The organism is Bradyrhizobium sp. CCBAU 45384, assembly GCF_028128665.1.
In the GTDB taxonomy this organism is placed as follows: domain Bacteria; phylum Pseudomonadota; class Alphaproteobacteria; order Rhizobiales; family Xanthobacteraceae; genus Bradyrhizobium; species Bradyrhizobium manausense.
Genome location: NZ_LBIZ01000103.1, coordinates 97,616 through 117,265 on the forward strand (window position 1 = coordinate 97,616; position 19,650 = coordinate 117,265).

Below are 19,650 nucleotides of genomic sequence, written 5' to 3' on the forward strand. Positions count from 1 at the left end.
GTTGAGTCATAGCACGTGCCACATAATAGGCGTCGTCCCGGCGAAGGCCGGGACCCATAACCCCGGTCAGCGGTTTTGGGACGAGCTGGCAACTCCGAGTCTTCGCAAAACTATTGCTGCGGCGTATGGGTCCCGGCCTTCGCCGGGACGACAGCGGAAATTGCAGCAATGACCGAGCTTCCCTTGTCCGCCACCGCCGACGCCGCACTGCAGGTCGCGCCCGCCACCAACGCCCGCGGCTATTGGGCGACGGTCGGCCGCCGCATCCTGCGCGACAAGGTCAGCATGGCCTGCGCCATCGTGCTGCTGCTGATCTTCGTCTCCGCGATCCTGGCGCCGTGGTTGGGTCTGGAAGATCCCTACAAGGGCTCGATGATCCGACGCCTCCGCCACATCGGCACATCAGGCTATCCGCTCGGCACCGACGAGCTCGGCCGCGACATGCTGGCGCGGCTGATCTATGGCGGGCGGCTGTCGCTGGTCATCGGCATTCTGCCCGTGATCCTCGCCTTCTGCATCGGCACCTCGCTCGGCATCATCGCCGGCTATGTCGGCGGCAGGCTCAACACCGCGATCATGCGCACGGTCGACGTGTTCTACGCGTTCCCCTCCGTGCTGCTGGCGATCGCGATATCCGGCGCGCTGGGTGCCGGCATCCTCAACTCCATCGTGGCGCTGACCATCGTGTTCGTGCCGCAGATCACCCGCGTCGCCGAGAGCGTCACGACCGGCGTGCGCAACATGGATTTCGTCGAAGCTGCGCGCGCCTCCGGCGCCGGGCCGCTCACCATCATGCGCGTGCACATCCTCGGCAACGTGCTGGGCGCGATCTTCGTCTATGCCACCAGTCTCATTTCGGTCTCGATGATCCTGGCCGCCGGCCTCTCCTTCCTCGGCCTCGGCACCAAGCCGCCGGAGCCGGAATGGGGCCTGATGCTGAACACGCTGCGCACCGCGATCTACGTCAATCCCTGGGTCGCGGCTCTGCCGGGCGCGATGATCTTCGCCGTCTCGATCTGCTTCAACCTGCTCTCGGACGGCCTGCGCAGCGCCATGGACATCAGGAATTGAGAATGATGATGCGAAGGCGGACTATCGCGGCGTGCTCCGTACACCTCTCCCGTAGGGAGAGGTCGGATTGCATCGCCAGATGCAATCCGGGTGAGGGGTTACGCTGCACCGAGTTTGCCGCGCCCCCTCACCCGCGCCTTCGGCGCGACCTCTCCCCGACGGGGAGAGGTGGGAGCGCGCGGCCATGACCGAGATCAACACTTCCGTTGCCATGCTGGAGCCGGTGGAAGACCGCGGCGGCGTCGCGCAGCCGCTGCTTCAGGTCAACGGACTCACAAAACACTTCCCCGTGCGTGGCGGCCTGTTCGCCGCCAAGCGCACCGTGCGCGCCGTCGACAACGTCTCCTTCTCCGTCGCCAAGGGCGAGACCGTCGGCATCGTCGGCGAATCCGGCTGCGGCAAGTCGACCACCGCGCGCCTCCTGATGCACTTGATGCCGCGCGATGACGGCGACGTCATCTATGACGGCATGACCGTCGGGCAGTCGCTGTCCTTGCGCGAATTGCGCCGCGGCATGCAGATGGTGTTCCAGGACTCCTATGCCTCGCTCAATCCACGCCTGACGATCGAGGAGTCCATCGCCTTCGGCCCGAAAGTCCACGGCATGGCCGATGGCGCGGCGCGCGCATTGGCGCGCGAGCTGCTCGGCAAGGTCGGCCTCGTCCCTGCAAATTTCGCCAATCGCTACCCGCACGAAATCTCCGGCGGCCAGCGTCAGCGCGTCAACATCGCGCGTGCTCTGGCGCTGTCGCCGCGGCTGGTGATCCTGGACGAAGCCGTCTCCGCGCTCGACAAATCCGTCGAGGCGCAGGTGCTCAATCTGCTCGCCGATCTCAAGCGCGAGTTCGGGCTGACCTATCTCTTCATCAGCCACGACCTCAACGTCGTGCGCTACATCTCGGACCGCGTGCTGGTCATGTATCTCGGCGAGGTCGTCGAGCTCGGCCCGGTCGACCACGTCTGGGATCGTCCCGCGCATCCCTATACGCGCGCGCTTCTTGCTGCGATGCCGTCCTCCGACCCTGACAGGCGCACCGAGAAGCCGCCGATCTCGGGCGACCCGCCCAACCCGATCGATCCGCCTTCAGGCTGCCGTTTCCACACCCGTTGCCCGTTTGCGGAGCCGCTCTGCGCAAATGCGACGCCAAAGCTGACGGCGCTCGATAGTATGGGCCACGAGGCTGCGTGCTACATGGCGATTCCAGGTTCAGGCCACAGCCGCGCGCCCCAAGAGGAAACCGCATGACAAGACCGACGACAAAGGAAATCCAGGCGACGGCGCAGATCGCCGGCGTCCCCGTGAACGAGGAGATCGCAACGCGCATCTCGAACTCCATCGGACCTGCCTTCGAGGGCTTTGCCGCCATCGCCGGCACGCTGCCGTTCGACCTCGAGCCCGCGCTCTATCCGCTCGCGCAGACCCAGAAGGTGTCGAAATGAGCACCGAGCCCGCCTTGATGACGCTCACCGAGGTCGCGCGCGCGATCGCGATGAAGCAGGTGTCTTCGCATGAGGTGACGCGCGCGCTGCTGCACCGCATTGCGCAATGGCAGCCTCATCTCAACGCCTTCATGTCGATCGAGTCGGAGGCCGCGCTGAAGGCGGCAGATCGCGCCGATGCCGAGCTTGCGAAGGGCGTGGTGCGGGGTCCGCTGCACGGCGTGCCGCTCGCGCACAAGGACATGTATTATGATGCCGGCAAGGTCTGCACCTGCGGCTCGCTGATCCGCCGCGATTTTGTGCCGACGGTGACGTCGACGGCGTTGCAGCGGCTGAAGGATGCCGGCCAGGTCAGGCTCGGCACGCTGCATCTGGCCGAATTCGCCTATGGCCCGACCGGGCACAACGCCCATTACGGCCCGGTGCGCAATCCCTGGAATGTCGCCCATATCACCGGCGGTTCCTCCTCGGGCTCGGGCTCGGCCGTCGCCGCGCGACTGACCTATGCGGCGCTGGGCTCGGACACCGGCGGCTCGATCCGCTTTCCCGCGCATTTCTGCGGCGTCACGGGGCTGAAGACCACGGTCGGCCGCGTCAGCCGCGCCGGTGCGATGCCGCTGTCGCAATCGCTCGACACGGTCGGACCGCTCGCCCGCACCGCCGAAGATTGCGCGCTGCTGCTGGCGTTGATAGCTGGCCCCGACCCCGAGGATACGACCACGAGCCAGGAGCCGCTGTCGGACTATGTCGCGGCGACCAAGGGCTCGCTGAAGGGCCTCAAGCTCGGGGTGCCCGCATCCTTCTATGTCGACGATCTCGATCCCGAGGTCGCGCGCGTGCTTGACGAGACCATTGCGGTGCTCAAGCGCGAGGGCGCCGACATCGTCAAGGTCGAGTTGCCCGACCAGCGTCAATTGCAGGCCGCAAGCCAGCTCGTGCTCGCCGCGGAAGCGGCCGCCTTCCACAAGCGCTGGATGATCGAGCGGCCCCAGGACTATGGCGCGCAGACCTTGATGCGGCTTCAGAACGGCCTCGCCATCCCCGCCATCACCTATCTCGAGGCGATGCGCTGGCGTGGCCCGGCGCTTGCCGCGCACAATGCGGCAACCGCCGGCGTCGACGCGATCATCGCGCCGGCCTCGCCCGTGCCGGCACCGACGATCGAGGAAAGCGATGTCGGCGGCGGGCCGAACGCGCATGCGTTGTTGCAGCGGCTGGCGCTGTTCACGCGTCCCGTGAATTTCCTCGGCCTGCCGTCGCTCACCGTGCCGTCCGGCTTCACCAGGAGCGGCCTGCCCGTCGGCATGCAGCTGATCGGCCGCTGCTTTGATGAAGCGACTTTGCTGACCATCGGCGCCGCCTTCCAGCGCGTCACCGACTATCACGAGAGGTTGCCCAAACTGCCGTCATGACAAAGCTCGTCGAGATCTCAGGCCTCAACATCCGCTTCACCGGCGAGCGTACGGTCTATGCCGTGAACGATCTCAATCTCTCGCTCGGGACCAGCGAGGTGCTGGGCCTGCTCGGCGAGTCAGGCTCGGGCAAGAGCGTGACCCTGCGCGCCCTGATGCGGCTGTTGCCGAAGAAGCGCACGCAGATTTCCGGCACGGTCGATGTGATGGGGCAGGATGTGCTCGCGATGAACGACGAGCAGCTGTCGTCGTTCCGCGGCCAGACCGTGTCGATGATCTTCCAGGAGCCGGCGCTCGCGCTCGATCCTGTCTACACCATCGGCGCGCAGATCGCCGAAAGCGTCGTGCGCCATGAAGGCAAGAGCTATGCGGAAGGGCGCACGCGGGCGCTCGAGATGCTGGACATCGTGCGCATCCCCTCGGCGAAGAGGCGGCTGGACGCCTATCCGCACGAAATGTCCGGCGGCATGCGCCAGCGCGCGATGATCGCGCTCGCGCTCGCCTGTCGTCCCAAGATCCTGCTCGCGGACGAGCCCACCACCGCGCTCGACGCCACCGTGCAGATCCAGATCCTGCTGCTGCTGCGCGAGCTGCAGCGCGAGTTCGGCATGTCCGTCATCTTCGTCACCCACGACATTGGTGTCGCGATCGAGATCTGCGACCGCGTCGCGGTGATGTATGCCGGCCAGATCGTGGAGCAGGGGACCTTGCGCAACATCGTCCGCACCCCGGTCCACCCCTATGCCAGGGGCCTGCTCGCCTCGACCATCCACGGCGCCAGGCGCGGCCAGCGGCTGGAAACCATTCCCGGCACCCCGCCGTCGCTGGCCGAAAAGCCGAACAACTGCTCCTTTGCCCCGCGCTGCGCTGCGGCCCAGCCCCGCTGCCTTGAGCAGCTGCCGCCGGTCGTCGAGGTCGGACCTGGCCGGGCGGCACGATGCGTGCTGGCGGAGCCGGTGCACTCCTGAACTCAAAAATCCCCTGCGCCGGCACGCCCTTGTCACAAGCCGCACCCCGCATCGCGGCGATGGCCATTTCTACTGTGCATGGGGTTGTTTTAGCGATTCCAGGACTGAGGGGCCCCGCGGGGAACACCATTCAGACCCCGTTCATCCCGGTTCCCGTTCCATGGCCCGGTTAACGGAGAGGGACTTCATCTTATGTACATTTCTGGTCAAAGCCTGATCGTCATCCTGTTCGTCGGCCTGGTGGCCGGGTGGCTTGCTGGCAAGGTGGTGCGGGGGAGCGGGTTTGGCATCATCGGCGATATCGTGATCGGCATCGCCGGCGCGTTCGTGGCGACCTTCCTGTTCCCGAGGCTCGGCATCCATCTCGGCCTCGGGCTGGTCTCGGAGATCATCTATTCCGCGATCGGCGCCATCATCCTGCTGCTGGTGGTCCGGCTGGTCCGCGGCGGCGGCCGGCTCTAGCGGTCCGACCGGTCGGAACCTTGCGCCTCTCCCCCAGCGGCTTGTCAGCGCCCTGGGGGGAGGCGCTTGTCTTTGCTCGAAAAAGCCGCAAAGACTGTGAAACACCGGACTTGCGGATCGGGCTGTCCGCAGTAGATGTGGCCAGGCCCGGATGAATTAGATTGCATTGCAAGCGGGGAGAACCCGATATTAATCCGCGGCGCATACGCCACGATTCGCCTTTGAATCCAGGGGCTCTGCCCCTCACCCGAAAGAGATCAGACTGATGGCAGCCGTTCCCGGCCTCCGCCGTTCAGAGCTCGGTGACGCGCTGCGTGCCTGCCGCACGGCATTCGTTGGCGTCGGCTTCATGAGCTGCATGATCAACCTGCTCTATTTGACCGGGTCGATCTTCATGCTGGAGGTCTACGACCGCGTGCTGCCGAGCCGCAGCATCCCGACCCTGGTCGGCCTGATCGTCCTCGCCGGCGGCCTCTACATGGCGCAGGGCGTGCTCGACATGATCCGCAGCCGCATCCTGGGACGGGTCGGCACCGCACTCGACGAAGCCCTGAACAAGCGCGTGTTCGACACCATCGTGCGGCTGCCGCTGCTGGTCGGCAATCGCAACGAGGGGCTGCAGCCGCTGCGCGACCTCGACAATGTCCGCTCTTTCCTCGGCGGCATGGGCCCGAGCGCCTTCTTCGACCTGCCCTGGCTGCCGCTCTATCTCGGCATCTGCTTCGCCTTCCACGTCTGGATCGGCGTGACCGCTTTGGTCGGCGCGGTCATCCTGGTCGGCCTGACGCTGGTCACCGAGTTTCTGTCCCGCCAGCCGGCCAAGGAGGCCATGGGCCTTGCCGCCCAGCGCAACGACCTCGCCCAGTCCAGCCGCCGCAATGCCGAGGTGCTGGTGTCGATGGGCATGGCCGGCCGGCTCAACGCGCGCTGGAGCGCGGCCAACGAAAAATACCTCGCCGGCAATCAGCGCGCGAGCGACGTCGCCGGCGGCCTCGGCGCCATCGCCAAAGTGCTGCGCATGATGCTGCAATCCGCCGTGCTCGCCGTCGGCGCCACGCTCGTCATCCACCAGGAGGCGACCGCCGGCATCATCATCGCCGGCTCGATCCTCTCGGCCCGCGCGCTGGCACCGGTCGATCTCGCCATCGCGCATTGGAAATCCTTCGTCGCGGCCCGCCAGAGCTGGCACCGCCTCAGCAAGCTTCTGGAGCAGATGCCGGCGCAGGCGACGCCGACGCAATTGCAATCGCCCACCAGCCGCCTCTCGGTCGAAGGTGTTGCCATGGTGGCGCCGGGCGACCAGCGTCTCATCGTGCAGGACGTCACTTTCGCGCTCGAAGCCGGCAACGGCCTCGGCGTGATCGGGCCGAGCGGCTCCGGCAAATCCTCGCTGATCCGCGCGCTGGTCGGCGTCTGGCAGCCGGTCCGCGGCAAGGTCCGGCTCGACGGCGCCGCGCTCGACCAATGGTCGAGCGACGTGCTCGGCCGCTACATCGGCTATCTGCCGCAGGACGTCGAATTGTTCGGCGGCACCATCGCGCAGAACATCAGCCGCTTCGACCCCGATGCGACCTCCGACGGCATCATCGCCGCGGCCAAGGCAGCCGGTGTGCACGAGATGATCATCAAGATGCGCGAGGGCTACAACACCCAGGTCGGCGAGCAGGGCGCCTCGCTCTCGGCCGGCCAGGCCCAGCGCGTCGCGCTGGCTCGCGCGCTCTACGGCAATCCGTTCCTGATCGTGCTGGACGAGCCCAATTCCAATCTCGACACCGAAGGTGACGAGGCGCTGACACGGGCGATCCGCAGCGCCCGCGAGCGCGGCGCCATCGTCGTCGTGGTGGCGCACCGGCCGATCGGCGTCGAGGCGGTCGACCAGATCCTGGTGCTGCGAGACGGCCGCATGCAGGCCTTCGGTCCGAAGGAGCAGGTCCTCGCCCAGGTGCTCCAGCCCCGCGTCGCGCCGCCGGCGCCGATCAAGGTCGTCAGCGAAGGCGGAGTGACCAAAGCATGAGCACGATGACGGTTGGCGGCACCAAGGCGGCCGCGACCAAGACTGTCCGGGACTCCATCCGGTTTCATCTGATGCTCGGGCTTGGAACCGTGGCGTTCCTCGCCGTCGGTCTCGGCGGCTGGGCCTCGACGGTGCTGATCTCAGGCGCGCTGATCGCGCCGGGCCAGGTCGTGGTCGAATCCAACGTCAAGAAGGTGCAGCATCCGACCGGCGGCGTGGTCGGCGAGGTGCGCGCCCGCGACGGCGACGTGGTCAAGGCGGGTGACATCGTGGTGCGGCTCGACGACACCGTGACCAAGGCCAACCTCGCCATCGTCGTCAAGAACCTCGACGCGGCGCAGGCGCGTGCGGCACGGCTTCAGGCCGAGCAGCGCGGTCTCGACAAGATCGAGTTTCCGCAAGCGCTGCTTGACCGCCGTGACGATCCTGACGTCAAGGCGCTGCTCTCCGCCGAAACCAAGCTGTTCGAGGTCCGTGTCAACGGCCGTGCAGGCCAGAAGGCGCAGCTGCGTGAGCGCATCCAGCAGCTCAACGAGGAGATCGAAGGTCTCTCCGCGCAGGAGAAAGCCAAGGACAAGGAGATCGCGCTGGTACAGCAGGAGCTCACCGGCGTCCGCGATCTCTATGACAAGCATCTGGTGCAGATCTCGCGCCTGACCACGCTGGAGCGCGACTCGGCCCGCCTCAACGGCGAGCGCGCGCAGTACGTCGCCTCGCGGGCCCAGGCCAAGGGCAAGATCACCGAGACCGAATTGCAGATCATCCAGGTCGACAAGGACATGGTGAGCGAGGTCTCCAAGGATCTGCGCGAGACCAACGACAAGAGCGGCGAGCTGATCGAGCGCAAGGTCGCGGCCGAGGACCAGCTCCGCCGCGTCGACATTCGCGCTCCGCAGGACGGCATGGTGCTGCAATCGACGGTGCACACCGTCGGCGGCGTCGTCACCGCCGGCGACACCTTGATGCTGATCGTGCCGCAGACCGACGATCTCCAGGTCGAGGCCAAGGTCAATCCGGTCGACATCGACAAGCTGCAGATCGGCCAGAAAACGCTGCTGCGTCTGTCCGCCTTCAACCAGCGCACCACGCCGGAGCTCAACGGCGTCGTCAGCCGCGTCTCGCCGGACGTCACCACCGACCAGCGCACGGGCCAGAGCTACTACACCATCCGCGTCTCGATGTCGGCGGAAGAGGTCGCCAAGCTCGGCGATTCCAAGCTGATCCCCGGCATGCCGGTGGAGGCGTTCGTGCAGACCGGCGACCGCACGATGCTGTCCTACCTCTTGAAGCCGCTGCACGACCAGTTCATGCGTGCGTTCCGGGAGAAGTGACGCGCGAAAGCGCGTCATCCCGGAGCGCGCCTAGCGCGCATCCGGGATCTGGAGCGGCAGACTGGCTGTCATCGCCCGGCTTGACCGGGCGATCCAGTATTCCAGAGACAGTCGTGGTTGACTCGAGAGGCCGCGGCGTACTGGATGCCCCGACCAAGCCGGGGCATGACAGCAGTGCGTGTGACAGGCAATCTACCCTTCGCTGACGATTGCCCACGTTGTTGCTATAGTTCGACTCACGTTCCCAAAACCCAGCCGGTCGAACCATGCAGTCTCCACCATCCATCGCCACCAAATCCTTCTCCGACGCATCCGCGGCCGTCGCCCGCCTCGAAGAGATCTACGAGCGCAACACCAAATTCCTGCGCGACCGGTTCGAGGCCTATGTCTCCGGTGAAGCGATCACGACGCGGGTGCGGGCCTATTATCCGTTTGTCCGTCTCACCACCGCGACGCATGCGCGGCTGGATTCGCGTCTCTCCTACGGTTTTGTCGCCGGTCCCGGCGTGCACGAGACGAGCGTGACGCGGCCGGATCTGTTCCGGGCCTATCTCACCGAGCAGATCGGCCTGCTGATCCAGAACCATGGCGTGCCCGTCGAGATCGGTGAATCCGCCGAGCCGATCCCGATCCACTTCGCCTATCGCCGCGATATCAATATCGAAGCGGCCATCACCACCAGCGAGAACTCGCCGGTGACGCGATCGCTGCGCGACGCGTTCGACGTGCCTGTTCTCGCCACGATGGACGATTCCATCGCCGACGGCACGTTCCAGCTTCAGGCAGGTGCGCCCGAGCCGCTCTCGCTGTTCCGCGCCGCCCGCGTCGACTACTCGCTGCGCCGGCTCTACCACTACACCGGCACGGACCCCGAGCATTTCCAGAACTTTGTGATCTTCACCAACTACCAGTTCTATGTCGATGCCTTCGCGCAATCGTGCCAGCAGCGGCTCCAGTCCGGCGAAGCCGGGCTCGACGCGTTCGTTGCGCCCGGCAACGTCGTCACGCGCGGCGACGGGAGCACGACCGGGGTCGCCCCTGCGCGCACGCCGAACATGCCGGCCTTCCATCTGGTCGCGCCTGATTATCGCGGCATCACGCTGATCAATATCGGCACCGGTCCCTCCAATGCGCGCAATGTCACCGATCACGTCGCGGTGCTGCGGCCGCATGCCTGGCTGATGCTCGGGCACTGCGCGGGCTTGCGCAACACGCAGCGGCTCGGCGATTACGTGCTTGCGCATGGCTATGTGCGCGAGGACCACGTGCTCGATCGCGAGTTGCCGCCGTGGGTGCCGATCCCGGCGCTGGCTGAGATGCAGGTCGCGCTGGAGCAAGCGGTTGAGGACGTCACGGGTCTGGAAGGTTTCGAGCTCAAGCGATTGATGCGCACCGGTACGGTCGCCAGCGTCGACAACCGCAATTGGGAAATCTCCGGCCCAGAGGTCATCCGTCGCCTGTCGCAATCGCGCGCCGTCGCGCTCGATATGGAATCGGCTGCGATCGCCGCCAACGGTTACCGCTTCCGCGTGCCCTACGGCACGCTGCTCTGCGTCTCCGACAAGCCGCTCCACGGCGAGATCAAGCTCGCGGGCATGGCCAGCGAATTCTATCGCGCCCGGGTCGGCCAGCATCTCGAGATCGGCCTGAAGGCGCTCGAGCGGCTCAAGCAGCAGGAATCGGAGCGGCTGCATTCGCGCAAGCTTCGTAGCTTTGCCGAGGTCGCGTTCCAGTAGATCGATCAGAGCTGCCCCCAACAACGGCAGCACGCTTGTCGTGTCGAGCTCGTCGTATGCCCGCGTGCGTGCCCGCGGGAATATCCCTGCCGAAGCAGGGTTATCATCTCGTCCGGGGCGTGTTCGAGCAGATATCAGGAGACCACAATGGTCAGTCCGATCATCAGGCTTGCCGTTCGCGGCGCGTATCTTGCGGCGCTCACTGCCATAGCCGGATCTGCATCTGTCTGGGCAGCAGGTGGCGGAGGTGGCGGCGGAGGCGGTGGAGGTGGAGGCGGTATGGATCCCTTCGCCCACCCCTCTTCCAGCCAGAGTACGCCGGCGCCGACCTATCCGTCGCGCAGCGGCACCAAAGCCACCCAGAAGGGCAAGAAGGCCAATAACCAGTCGAGTATCGATGATCCGGCCTTTGCCGCAGGCTACCGCGTGGCCTACCACACCATCTATGAGCGCAACGACTACCTTGCGGCGATCGCGCAGTTGAAGTCACTCGGCCACGACGACAATGCGAATGTTGCCAATCTGATCGGTTACTCCTACCGCAAGCTCGGTGACTACAAGCAATCGCAGGTCTGGTACGAGCACGCGCTGAAGATCGACCCGAACCACGTGCTAACCTGGCAATATTATGGCCTGTGGCAGCTCGAGCAGGGCAATCGCGAGCAAGCGATGTTCCATCTCAACCGGATCGCGGCCATTTGCGGGACGGATTGCGACGAGTACAAGTCACTGGCAGCGGCACTGGACAAGCCCACCGGTACAGCTCTCGCCTACTGAAGCCTGTGAGCCGACTGCCACCTGTGGGGTGACAAGTCCGGCGAATTTCAGCATTGTCCCGTTCGGGGGCGAACGGGACAATTGCATGCCGCTGACGCGCGACAGGATCATCGGCCACGACCTCGAACGTCTGGCCTTCCGCTTCACCATGCTCAACGATGGTGACGTTGTGGATTGCCAGATCAGCGACGCCGCGATGGACGAGCTCGCGGGCATGCAGGGCACCGAAAGCAGCGCCCGGCAAGCGCAGTTCTTGTCCTTGCGCGAAACCATCGAGCGGATCGCGTCAGATCTCTATGACGAGGCGCCGCGGTTCAAAGGCCATGTGGTGCGAATTTTTGTGCGCCATTTGGGAAGGTGAGGTCGGTCCTTGCCTCGAGCAATAGTGCCTCTCCGTCATCCTGAGGTGCGAGTGGCGCGATGCGAAGCATCGCGCCGGGAGCCTCGAAGGATGCACGGCCGAGATGCAGCCGGGCCGTCGTCCTTCGAGGCTCCCCTTGCGGTGCAAGGGGAGCACCTCAGGATGACGGTACCGAAAGCGTGGTCGCTGGCAACCGCTCACCCCTCCAGCTTCCTCAACAACAACTTCAGCGCCGTCGCCGCGAACATCTGCATGTTGGCGAGGCGATCATTGCTGCCCGTCTCCAGTGTCATCACCTGCGTTGCGGGCCCCGCGACCGCCATGCAGCTGTGGCCGGCGGCATCGCCGTAGCGGTTGCCGGTCGGGCCGGCTGCGCCGGTCTCGGACAGGCCCCAGTCGGAGCTGAAGCGGCCGCGCATCTGCTCGGCGAGGAGTTTTGCGTAGGGCTCCGAGGATGAGCGGAAGCCTTTCATCCCCTCGTCCGAAATATCCATCAGCACGCGTCTGGCGTCGCGGGTGTAGACCACGGCGCCGCCGAGGAAATAGGCGGAGGCGCCGGGCACCGCGAGCAGGCTTGCCGCGATCAGGCCGCCGGCCGAGGATTCCGCAACCGCAATCGTCTGTTTGCGCGCGATCAGTTTCGCTGCCACCTGTTCCGCAATGCCGACGAGTTCTTTCATCCTCTCCCCCTTGTTTCCTTCGCAACCGAGCTCAGCCTTCCTAGCATATGACAGCAGCGTTGGCCGAGTTGCGGGCGAGGGGCAGGCCTGCTTGAATGGCTACAAGGCGGAGCGGCAAGGAGCCGCCCGCGAACGGAGCGGCCAAGCGCCGCCCCACGACGAGACCGAGACCGACGAGGAAACGTGAGAAGGGAGACGTCATGGCGTCCCTGATCGCCGGTGGGGTGGATTGCGATGTTCATCCAGCCGTGCCGCATCTGACCAGCCTGCTGCCCTACCTGAACGACTATTGGCGCGACCAGGTGACGACGCGCGGCATGGTCGACCTCGTTTCGCAATCCTATCCGAAGAATTCGCCGATCGTGGCGCGACCCGATTGGCGTCCCGAGACCGGCAAGCCCGGCGAAAGCCTTGAGGACATGCAGCGCCATGTGCTCGATCCCTTCCAGCTCAGCTGCGCCATCTGCAGTCCGCTTTACGGTGTGCAGATGGTGTTCTCGGAGGACATGCAGGCCGCCTTCTGCCGCGCGCTGAATGAATGGCTCGCCAGGGAATGGCTCGATCGTGACTCCCGGCTGCGGGGCTCGATCGTGATCCCGACGCAAAGCATCGAGAAATCCGTCGCCGAAATCGAGCGCTGCGCAGAAGACAAGCGCTTCGTGCAGGTGCTGATGCTTGTGATGGGCGACACGCCGCTGGGCAAGCGCGCGCTGTGGCCGATTTATCAGGCGGCGGAACGGCTCGACCTTCCCGTCGGCATCCACGCCGGTTCCGCCTATCACAATCCGCCGACCGCGGTCGGTTGGGGTTCCTATCACATCGAGGACTATGTCGGTCAGGCGCAGGCGTTCCAGACCCAGCTCACCAGCCTGATCGTCGAGGGCGTGTTCGCAAAATATCCGCGGCTGAAGATGGTGATGCTGGAGTCGGGCGTGTCCTGGATCTCGCCTTTTCTCTGGCGCCTGCACAAGTTCTGGCGCGGGGTGCGGATGGAGACGCCCTGGGTCGATCGCGCGCCGCTGGACATTGTGCGCAGCAACATCCGCTTCTCATTACAGCCATTTGATGCGCCGCCGGAACCCGAGACATTAATTCGCCTGTTTGATCATATGCAGTCCGACGAATTGGTCCTATTCTCCACGGACTATCCGCACTGGCAGTTCGACGGCAAGGATGCGCTGCCCGAGGGTCTCACCCCTGATCTCGTGCGCAAGATCATGATCGACAATCCGCATGCTACCTATCCCCGCCTGAAATGAGCCCGCTGCCAAAGGAGGCAAGGCGATGAATATCCAGTTCCGCGAGAGCACCGAAACGTCCTCCCCCTTGACGACCAAGACCGCGATTGCAGACTGCGACATCCATCCGGCACGCGCGACCCGGACCGAGCTTTATCCCTACCTCGCCAAACGCTGGCAGCATCATCTCGAAATCTACGGCGTCCATGCCTATCAGGGCATGATGGAAGGCCCGCCCTATCCGAAGGCCCAGCCCAACGCCTCGCGCCGCGATGCCTATCCGCCCGAAGGCGGGCCGCAGGGCTCTTCGCTCTCCTTCATGCAGAAGCAGCTGCTCGATCCCAACAATGTGCAGCTCGGTGTGCTCAATCCGCTCAACACCGGGCAGGGCATCCGCAATCACGAGCTCTCGGCGGCGCTGTGTTCCGCGATCAACGACTGGCAGATCGACAAATGGACCAGCAAGGACAAGCGCCTGAAGGCGTCCATTGTCGTGGGCAACGAGGACGGGATGTCGGCTGCTGCGGAGATTCGCGAGCGCGCCGGCGACAAGAATTTCGTCCAGGTGCTGCTGCTCAGCCGCAATGTCGAGCCGCTCGGCCAGCGCCGCTATTGGCCGATCTATCAAGCCGCGGAAGAGGCGGGGCTTCCGGTCGGCGTGCACGCCTTCGGCTTCGGCGGCAACCCGATCACACCGTCGGGCTGGCCGTCCTATTACATCGAGGAGATGGTGGGCCACTCGCAGTGCCAGCAATCGGCACTGGCGAGCCTGGTGCTGGAAGGCGTGTTCGACCGCTTCCCGAAGCTGAAGATGGTGATGATCGAGGCCGGCTTCGGCTGGGCGCCGTCGCTGGCGTGGCGGCTCGACAAGGTCTGGCAGCGGTTGCGCAGCGAGGTGCCGCATGTGAAGCGGCCGCCGTCCGAATATATCCGCGAGCAGGTGTGGTGGACCACGCAGCCGATGGAAGATCCCGAAAGGCGCGAGGATCTGTTCGACGTCATCAAATGGATCGGCTGGGACCGGCTGTTGTTCGCGACCGACTATCCGCATTGGGATTATGACGAGCCGTCGCGGGTGCTGCCGGCAGGCGTGAGCGAGGCCAATCGCGAAGCATTCTATCTCGGCAATGCGAAGAAGCTGTACGGGATTGCTTGATGGCGCGGCATGTGGTTGCCGCGGTCGATGAATTGCCGCCCGGCACGCGAAAATTTCTCGAGATCGACGGCCGGCCGATCGCGGTCTTCAACATCAAGGGCGAGTATTTCGGCCTGATGAACCGCTGCCCGCATCAGGGCGCGGCCTTGTGCGAGGGGCCGCTGATCGGCCTCGCGCAGTCAAAGGATCCCGGCGAGATCGAGTACACCAAGCTCGGTGAGATCATCCGCTGCCCCTGGCACGGCTGGGAGTTCGACATCCGCACCGGCCAGTCCTATTGCGATCCCCGTCGCTTTCGCGTGAAAGCCTATCCCGCCCACGTCGAGCCGGGCGCAAGCGTGGTGAAGGGACCCTATGTCGCCGAGACGATTCCCGTGAAGGTCGAGAGCGACTACGTGGTGGTGGAGTTGTAGCTCCCTGTCATTCCGGGGCGATGCGAAGCATCGAGCCCGGAATCCATCGTGCGTCAGGAATGCTGGGAGAAATGGATTCTCAGGTGCGCAATTGCGCACCATAGTTCGCGCTACGCGCGCCCCGGAATGACATCAATGCCCAGCCGTCGGCTCGACGACCGGATCATACGTCGGCACCGCCTTGCCGCCGCCGCGATAGACGATCGAGGCCGCAATGATACCCAGCAGCGCCGCGAACATCAGCCAGGCGCCGGGCATGGCCTTGTTGCCGGTCTGCTCGATCAGCCAGGTCGAGGCGAACGGCGTGAAGGTGCCGAACAGCGCGGCTGCGAGCGCGAAGGCCAGCGAAAAGCAGGTCGTGCGCACATGCGCCGGCACGATCTCGACCAGCGCGCCGAGCATGGTGCCGCTGTACATGCCGAAATAGAACGAGAACATCATCTCGACCGCCAGCAGCTTGCCGAAGGTCGGTGCCGCCACCAGCCAGCTCAGCGCCGGATAGGCGGTGAGCAGTGCAAGCGTCGCGATCCCGATCAGCACCGGCTTGCGGCCGATGCGGTCGGACAGCGCACCGCCCACCGGGTTCCAGATGAAATTGGTGACGGCGACGAGCAACGTCACCAGCAGCGCATCCTGCGTCGACAGCTTCAGCACGGTCTTGCCGAAGGTCGGCGTGTAAACGGTCACGAAGTAGAACGTCGTCGTGGTCAGGATCGCGATCATCATGCCGAGGATTACGATGCGCCAATTGGCGAGCGCGGAAGCAAATACTTGGCTCGCGGTCGGGTGCTTCTTCATGGCGAGGAACGCAGGCGTTTCCTCCAGCGTGCGCCGCAGGAAGAAGATCAGGGGAATGATCAGGCAACCGACGAAGAAGGGAATGCGCCAGCCCCAGGACGCGACCGTGTCGGCCGGCATCAGCTCGGACAGGATGTAGCCGAGGATCGAGGCGACGAAGATCGCGACCTGCTGGCTCGACGACTGGAACGAAGTGTAGAAGCCGCGATTGCCGGGTGTCGAAATCTCAGCAAGATAGACCGACACGCCGCCGAGCTCGACACCCGCGGAGAAGCCCTGCAGCAAACGGCCGATCAGCACGATGACGGGCGCTGCGATGCCGATCGTGGCATAGCTCGGACAGAAGGCGATGACGACAGTGCCGACCGCCATGATGCCGAGCGTGACGATCAGGCCCTGACGGCGGCCGATGCGATCGATGTAAGCGCCGAGGACGATTGCGCCAACGGGGCGCATCAAGGCGCCGAGCCAGAACACACCGAAGGTGTTGAGCAGCGACGCGGTCTCGTTGGTGGAGGGGAAGAACGCCTTGCCGATTGCGGCGGCATAGAATCCAAACAGGAAGAAGTCGAACTGCTCGAGGAAATTGCCCGATGTCGCACGCAGGATCGCGCCGATGCGCGATTTGATTGCGGGCGGATTTGATGCTGCTGCTGGTCCAGCCATTGGCGTTACTCCCCTTCAAGACGTGGCCGGACCGGAACTCATTTTCACGGCAAGGCGGCAGATTGCTGCTGCGACAATCTGCCTAACCCCTGTCGCGCGAGGCCCTGCGAGTCAACCCGTTTTGCCGCGGAAGCTGATGAATTTTCAGGCTTTATTCTGCGTTGCCGCAATTATCCATTCCCGGAAGGCGGCGAGCTTGGGCGCCTCGCGGCGACCCTCCGGCGAGACCAGATAGAAGCCGGCATCGGCTGGCAGCGCGATCTTGAAGGGAACCACGAGCCGGCCCTTGGCGATGTCGTCCTTGACGTAGGAGGTTCGTCCCATCGCGACGCCGATGCCGTCGATCGCGGCCTGGATGGTCATGAAGATCATGTCGAAGGTGATACCGGGCTGCTTGGCGATGTCGGCCGGCAGGCCGGCCGCCGTCAGCCACAGCCGCCAGTCGTCGCTGTTGGCGTTGGAGGTGTGCAGCAGCGGATAACCGCGCAAATCCTCTGGTCGGCGCAGCGGCTTGTCGCCGCGCAGCAGCGACGGGCTGCACACCGGGAACAGCTCGTCCGCCATCAGCCAGTCGGCGCGCAGGCCCGGCCACTGGCCACGCCCGTAGCGGATCGCGGCATCGACATCGTCGCGCTGGAAATCGACTAGGCTGGTCGAGGTGGTGATGCGGACGTCGATGTCGGGATGCGCATCCTGGAAATCGGCAAGCCGGGGCAACAGCCATTTTGCGGCGAGCGAGGCCAGCGTCGAGACCGTCAGCACCTTGTCGTCGTCCCTGCGCAAGAGCCGGTCGGTGGCGAGCCGGAGGTCGTTGAAGGCGGCGCGAACGCCCGGGAGGTAGTCGCGCGCCTCCGGCGTCAAGGCCAGCGCGCGGTTCTGCCGGATGAAAAGCCGGATGCCGAGCTCCTCCTCGAGCCGGCGGATCTGATGGCTGATCGCGGTCTGGGTCACGTTCAGCTCGCCAGCGGCCAGCGTGAAGCTGAGATGGCGGGCTGCAGCCTCGAACGCCCGCAAACCGTTCAGGGATGGCAATCTGGCAGTCATTTGGCAGCATGATGCATGAGTTTATTTCATGCGAAGAGGTACAAATTGTCGTTTGTCGCGGCGCACCTGGAAGCAGATATTGGCCGTGAAGTTAGCTCAAGGAGCTCAACATGTCTACTTTAACCCAGAATTCGATGACAAATCATCATGCGCCAGGCCTGATCCAGCAGGTCAGTGAGACCCTCCATGTCTGGCACGAGCGCTACCGGACCCGGCGCGAGCTGACCAACTGGACCGCCCGCGATCTCCACGACGTCGGCCTGTCGTGGACCGACATCGCCTATGAGGCCGACAAACCCTTCTGGCGGGCCTGATAGGCCGTCAGGCCGGCGCCGCCTGACTGTTGGGGGCGCCGGCGGTCCCTCTTTTGAGGTCGCGTGTCATGAGCAGCTATCGTCTGGAAGACCTGAAGCAATATTCGGATACGCTGCGTACCCGCGACGGAGAGGCGGTCAACCTCCGCTTCGTCGTGCCTGGTGACACCGACGAGCTTCAACACTATTTCCGTTCGCTCACGACCCGCTCCCGCTACAACCGCTTCTTTGGCGCGATCAGCGAGCTGCCGAAGGGGCTGCTGAGCGAGTTTCTCGACATCGGCGCGCGCGAGCGTTTTTCGGTGGTCGCGACCAAGTTGATCGATGGCTTCGAGACCATCATTGCCGAGGCGCGCTACACCTTCCACGCCGAGACCGCGACGCTCGAATTCGGCCTGTCCGTCGACGACCGCTGGCAGCGCCATGGCATCGCCACCGCGCTGATGAAGAATCTCGAATGCCGCGCCGCCGCGCTTGGCGCCGAGCACATGTTCGGCGACACGCTGCGCTCCAACGAAACCATGGTCTCGCTGGCACGCAAATCCGGCTTTGCCTTCGTCAATCACCCCGATGACTGGAAGCTGGTGCGCTTCGACAAGGAGATCCATGTCGCGCCGCAGGACATCCCCTGCGCGAGTTGGCGTCTCGCCGCCCTTTCCCGTCAGGCCGAACGCCCCTCAGCCTCGGCCTGACACCACTCCGTGCCCGGCCTGGCCAAGCCAGCGCCGGGCATTTTTTTGCTTTTCACCCCGTCATCCTGAGGCGCGAGTGGCGCGATGCGATGCATCGCGCCGGGAGCCTCGAAGGATGAGCGGCACCGATGCATCCGGGCCGTCGCCCTTCGAGGCTCGCCGAAGAGGCGAGCACCTCAGGGTGACGGTCTACGATTTTCGAACGCTGCTACTTCCCCGTAAACACCGCCTTGCGCTTCTCGATGAACGCCTGCACCGCCTCCTTGTGATCGGCGGTCGTGGTGAGACGGATCAATCGCTCGGCTTCGTGATCGCGCGCCGTCTCGAAATCGAACAGCAGGGCCTCATCGAGATTGTCCTTCATGTAGCGCAGCGCCAGGCGCGGGCCTTCGGCGAGAGACTTTGCCAATGCGAATGCTTCGGTCTGCAGCTTGTCGTCGGGCACGACGCGGTTGACGAGCCCGATCGCCTCCGCGCGCGCCGCGTCGACGCGGTCGCCGGTGAACAGCAGCTCGCGCGCCCGTGCGGTGCCGACGAGGCGGGTGAGCAGCCAGGCGATGCCGTAGTCACCGCTCAGCGCGATGCGGGCATAGCCGGTGGCGACAAAGGCCGATTGCGCGGCGATGCGGATATCGCAGGCCATGGCAATCGCCAGCCCGGCGCCGACCGCAGGGCCGGGCAGGGCGGCGATGGTCGGCTTGCGCACCGACACCAGCGCGCCGGTGAGCAGCCGCTGCCGCTCCTGGAGATCGGCGACCTTCTCGTCAAAGGACATTTCCAGCTTCTTCGGATCGCGATGCGCGCCCATGCCCTTGACGTTGCCGCCGGCGCAGAACGCCTCGCCCGCGCCGGTGATGAGCAGCGCGCCGACATCGGGACTCTCACCGCAGGTGCGGATCATGGTCCGCAGCGCCGGGGTCAGCGTGTCCGACAGCGAATTGCGCGCCTCCGGCCGGTTCAGCGTGATCACGGCGACGCGGTCGCGGATGACGCAGAGGAGTTCATTGGTGCCGGTGTCGATGGTGGTTTCCGTGGTCATTGATCCTCCCTTTATTTCTTCATTGCGAGCTCTCGTAG

Annotated in this window: 20 protein-coding genes; 16 read left to right on the forward strand and 4 right to left on the reverse strand. The window is 65.0% G+C overall.

Features of this window, described 5'->3' with window-relative positions; all coding sequences use genetic code 11:
• The first annotated feature begins 168 nt into the window (after positions 1–168).
• From XH80_RS14430 to XH80_RS14480, 11 genes are all read left to right on the forward strand, one after another.
• Positions 169–1,071, forward strand: a complete 903-nt coding sequence (locus tag XH80_RS14430; RefSeq protein WP_271599130.1) for an ABC transporter permease — start codon at positions 169–171, stop codon at positions 1,069–1,071.
• 184 nt (positions 1,072–1,255) lie between these two features.
• Positions 1,256–2,317, forward strand: a complete 1,062-nt coding sequence (locus XH80_RS14435) for an ABC transporter ATP-binding protein (RefSeq protein ID WP_271599131.1) — start codon at positions 1,256–1,258, stop codon at positions 2,315–2,317.
• Positions 2,314–2,511, forward strand: a complete 198-nt coding sequence (locus tag XH80_RS14440) for a hypothetical protein (protein WP_057746179.1) — start codon at positions 2,314–2,316, stop codon at positions 2,509–2,511. Before XH80_RS14435 ends, XH80_RS14440 begins: the two co-directional genes overlap by 4 nt.
• Positions 2,508–3,923 (forward strand): amidase, encoded by a 1,416-nt coding sequence (locus XH80_RS14445; RefSeq protein ID WP_271599132.1) that lies wholly within the window; start codon positions 2,508–2,510, stop codon positions 3,921–3,923. Before XH80_RS14440 ends, XH80_RS14445 begins: the two co-directional genes overlap by 4 nt.
• Positions 3,920–4,891, forward strand: a complete 972-nt coding sequence (locus XH80_RS14450; protein WP_271599133.1) for an ABC transporter ATP-binding protein — start codon at positions 3,920–3,922, stop codon at positions 4,889–4,891. Before XH80_RS14445 ends, XH80_RS14450 begins: the two co-directional genes overlap by 4 nt.
• A 192-nt stretch (positions 4,892–5,083) precedes the next feature.
• Positions 5,084–5,353: a GlsB/YeaQ/YmgE family stress response membrane protein gene (locus XH80_RS14455; protein ID WP_220005534.1), complete on the forward strand. Its 270-nt coding sequence runs from the start codon at positions 5,084–5,086 to the stop codon at positions 5,351–5,353.
• Positions 5,354–5,618: 265 nt separating this feature from the next.
• The gene (locus XH80_RS14460) at positions 5,619–7,367 is read left to right on the forward strand and encodes a type I secretion system permease/ATPase (protein WP_271599134.1); all 1,749 of its coding nucleotides are present in this window, start codon (positions 5,619–5,621) and stop codon (positions 7,365–7,367) included.
• On the forward strand, positions 7,364–8,698 hold the full coding sequence (locus XH80_RS14465; RefSeq protein WP_271599135.1) for an HlyD family type I secretion periplasmic adaptor subunit: 1,335 nt from the start codon (positions 7,364–7,366) through the stop codon (positions 8,696–8,698). Before XH80_RS14460 ends, XH80_RS14465 begins: the two co-directional genes overlap by 4 nt.
• A 266-nt stretch (positions 8,699–8,964) precedes the next feature.
• Complete coding sequence (locus tag XH80_RS14470) at positions 8,965–10,434, forward strand: AMP nucleosidase (RefSeq protein WP_271599136.1); 1,470 nt, start codon at positions 8,965–8,967, stop codon at positions 10,432–10,434.
• Between the two features lie 147 nt (positions 10,435–10,581).
• Positions 10,582–11,211: a tetratricopeptide repeat protein gene (locus XH80_RS14475; RefSeq protein ID WP_442869145.1), complete on the forward strand. Its 630-nt coding sequence runs from the start codon at positions 10,582–10,584 to the stop codon at positions 11,209–11,211.
• 85 nt (positions 11,212–11,296) lie between these two features.
• The gene (locus XH80_RS14480; RefSeq protein ID WP_057746200.1) at positions 11,297–11,572 is read left to right on the forward strand and encodes a DUF1488 family protein; all 276 of its coding nucleotides are present in this window, start codon (positions 11,297–11,299) and stop codon (positions 11,570–11,572) included.
• 197 nt (positions 11,573–11,769) lie between these two features.
• Here XH80_RS14480 and XH80_RS14485 read toward each other — a convergent pair whose 3' ends face one another.
• The gene (locus tag XH80_RS14485) at positions 11,770–12,252 is read right to left on the reverse strand and encodes a CinA family protein (protein ID WP_271599138.1); all 483 of its coding nucleotides are present in this window, start codon (positions 12,250–12,252) and stop codon (positions 11,770–11,772) included.
• 200 nt (positions 12,253–12,452) lie between these two features.
• Between XH80_RS14485 and XH80_RS14490 the strand changes: the two genes are divergently transcribed.
• From XH80_RS14490 to XH80_RS14500, 3 genes are read left to right on the forward strand one after another with little or no spacing between them, the layout of a single operon-like run.
• Positions 12,453–13,511: an amidohydrolase family protein gene (locus XH80_RS14490; protein ID WP_271599139.1), complete on the forward strand. Its 1,059-nt coding sequence runs from the start codon at positions 12,453–12,455 to the stop codon at positions 13,509–13,511.
• 25 nt (positions 13,512–13,536) lie between these two features.
• Positions 13,537–14,646, forward strand: a complete 1,110-nt coding sequence (locus XH80_RS14495; protein ID WP_271599140.1) for an amidohydrolase family protein — start codon at positions 13,537–13,539, stop codon at positions 14,644–14,646.
• On the forward strand, positions 14,646–15,059 hold the full coding sequence (locus XH80_RS14500) for a Rieske (2Fe-2S) protein (RefSeq protein ID WP_057746215.1): 414 nt from the start codon (positions 14,646–14,648) through the stop codon (positions 15,057–15,059). The genes XH80_RS14495 and XH80_RS14500 overlap by 1 nt, the downstream gene beginning before the upstream one ends.
• A 132-nt stretch (positions 15,060–15,191) precedes the next feature.
• Here XH80_RS14500 and XH80_RS14505 read toward each other — a convergent pair whose 3' ends face one another.
• Both XH80_RS14505 and XH80_RS14510 read right to left on the reverse strand, forming a co-directional pair.
• Positions 15,192–16,523: an MFS transporter gene (locus XH80_RS14505; protein ID WP_271599141.1), complete on the reverse strand. Its 1,332-nt coding sequence runs from the start codon at positions 16,521–16,523 to the stop codon at positions 15,192–15,194.
• Between the two features lie 144 nt (positions 16,524–16,667).
• Positions 16,668–17,567: a transcriptional regulator GcvA gene (locus XH80_RS14510; RefSeq protein WP_271599142.1), complete on the reverse strand. Its 900-nt coding sequence runs from the start codon at positions 17,565–17,567 to the stop codon at positions 16,668–16,670.
• Positions 17,568–17,677: 110 nt separating this feature from the next.
• On the opposite strand from XH80_RS14510, the gene XH80_RS14515 reads away from it, so the two are divergent.
• Positions 17,678–17,881 (forward strand): DUF1127 domain-containing protein, encoded by a 204-nt coding sequence (locus tag XH80_RS14515; protein WP_128954290.1) that lies wholly within the window; start codon positions 17,678–17,680, stop codon positions 17,879–17,881.
• A 68-nt stretch (positions 17,882–17,949) separates the two neighbouring features.
• Positions 17,950–18,573: a GNAT family N-acetyltransferase gene (locus XH80_RS14520; RefSeq protein WP_271599143.1), complete on the forward strand. Its 624-nt coding sequence runs from the start codon at positions 17,950–17,952 to the stop codon at positions 18,571–18,573.
• 208 nt (positions 18,574–18,781) lie between these two features.
• Here the strand turns inward: XH80_RS14520 and XH80_RS14525 are convergent, their stop codons facing one another.
• The gene (locus XH80_RS14525; RefSeq protein WP_271599144.1) at positions 18,782–19,612 is read right to left on the reverse strand and encodes an enoyl-CoA hydratase; all 831 of its coding nucleotides are present in this window, start codon (positions 19,610–19,612) and stop codon (positions 18,782–18,784) included.
• Positions 19,613–19,650: the final 38 nt, after the last annotated feature.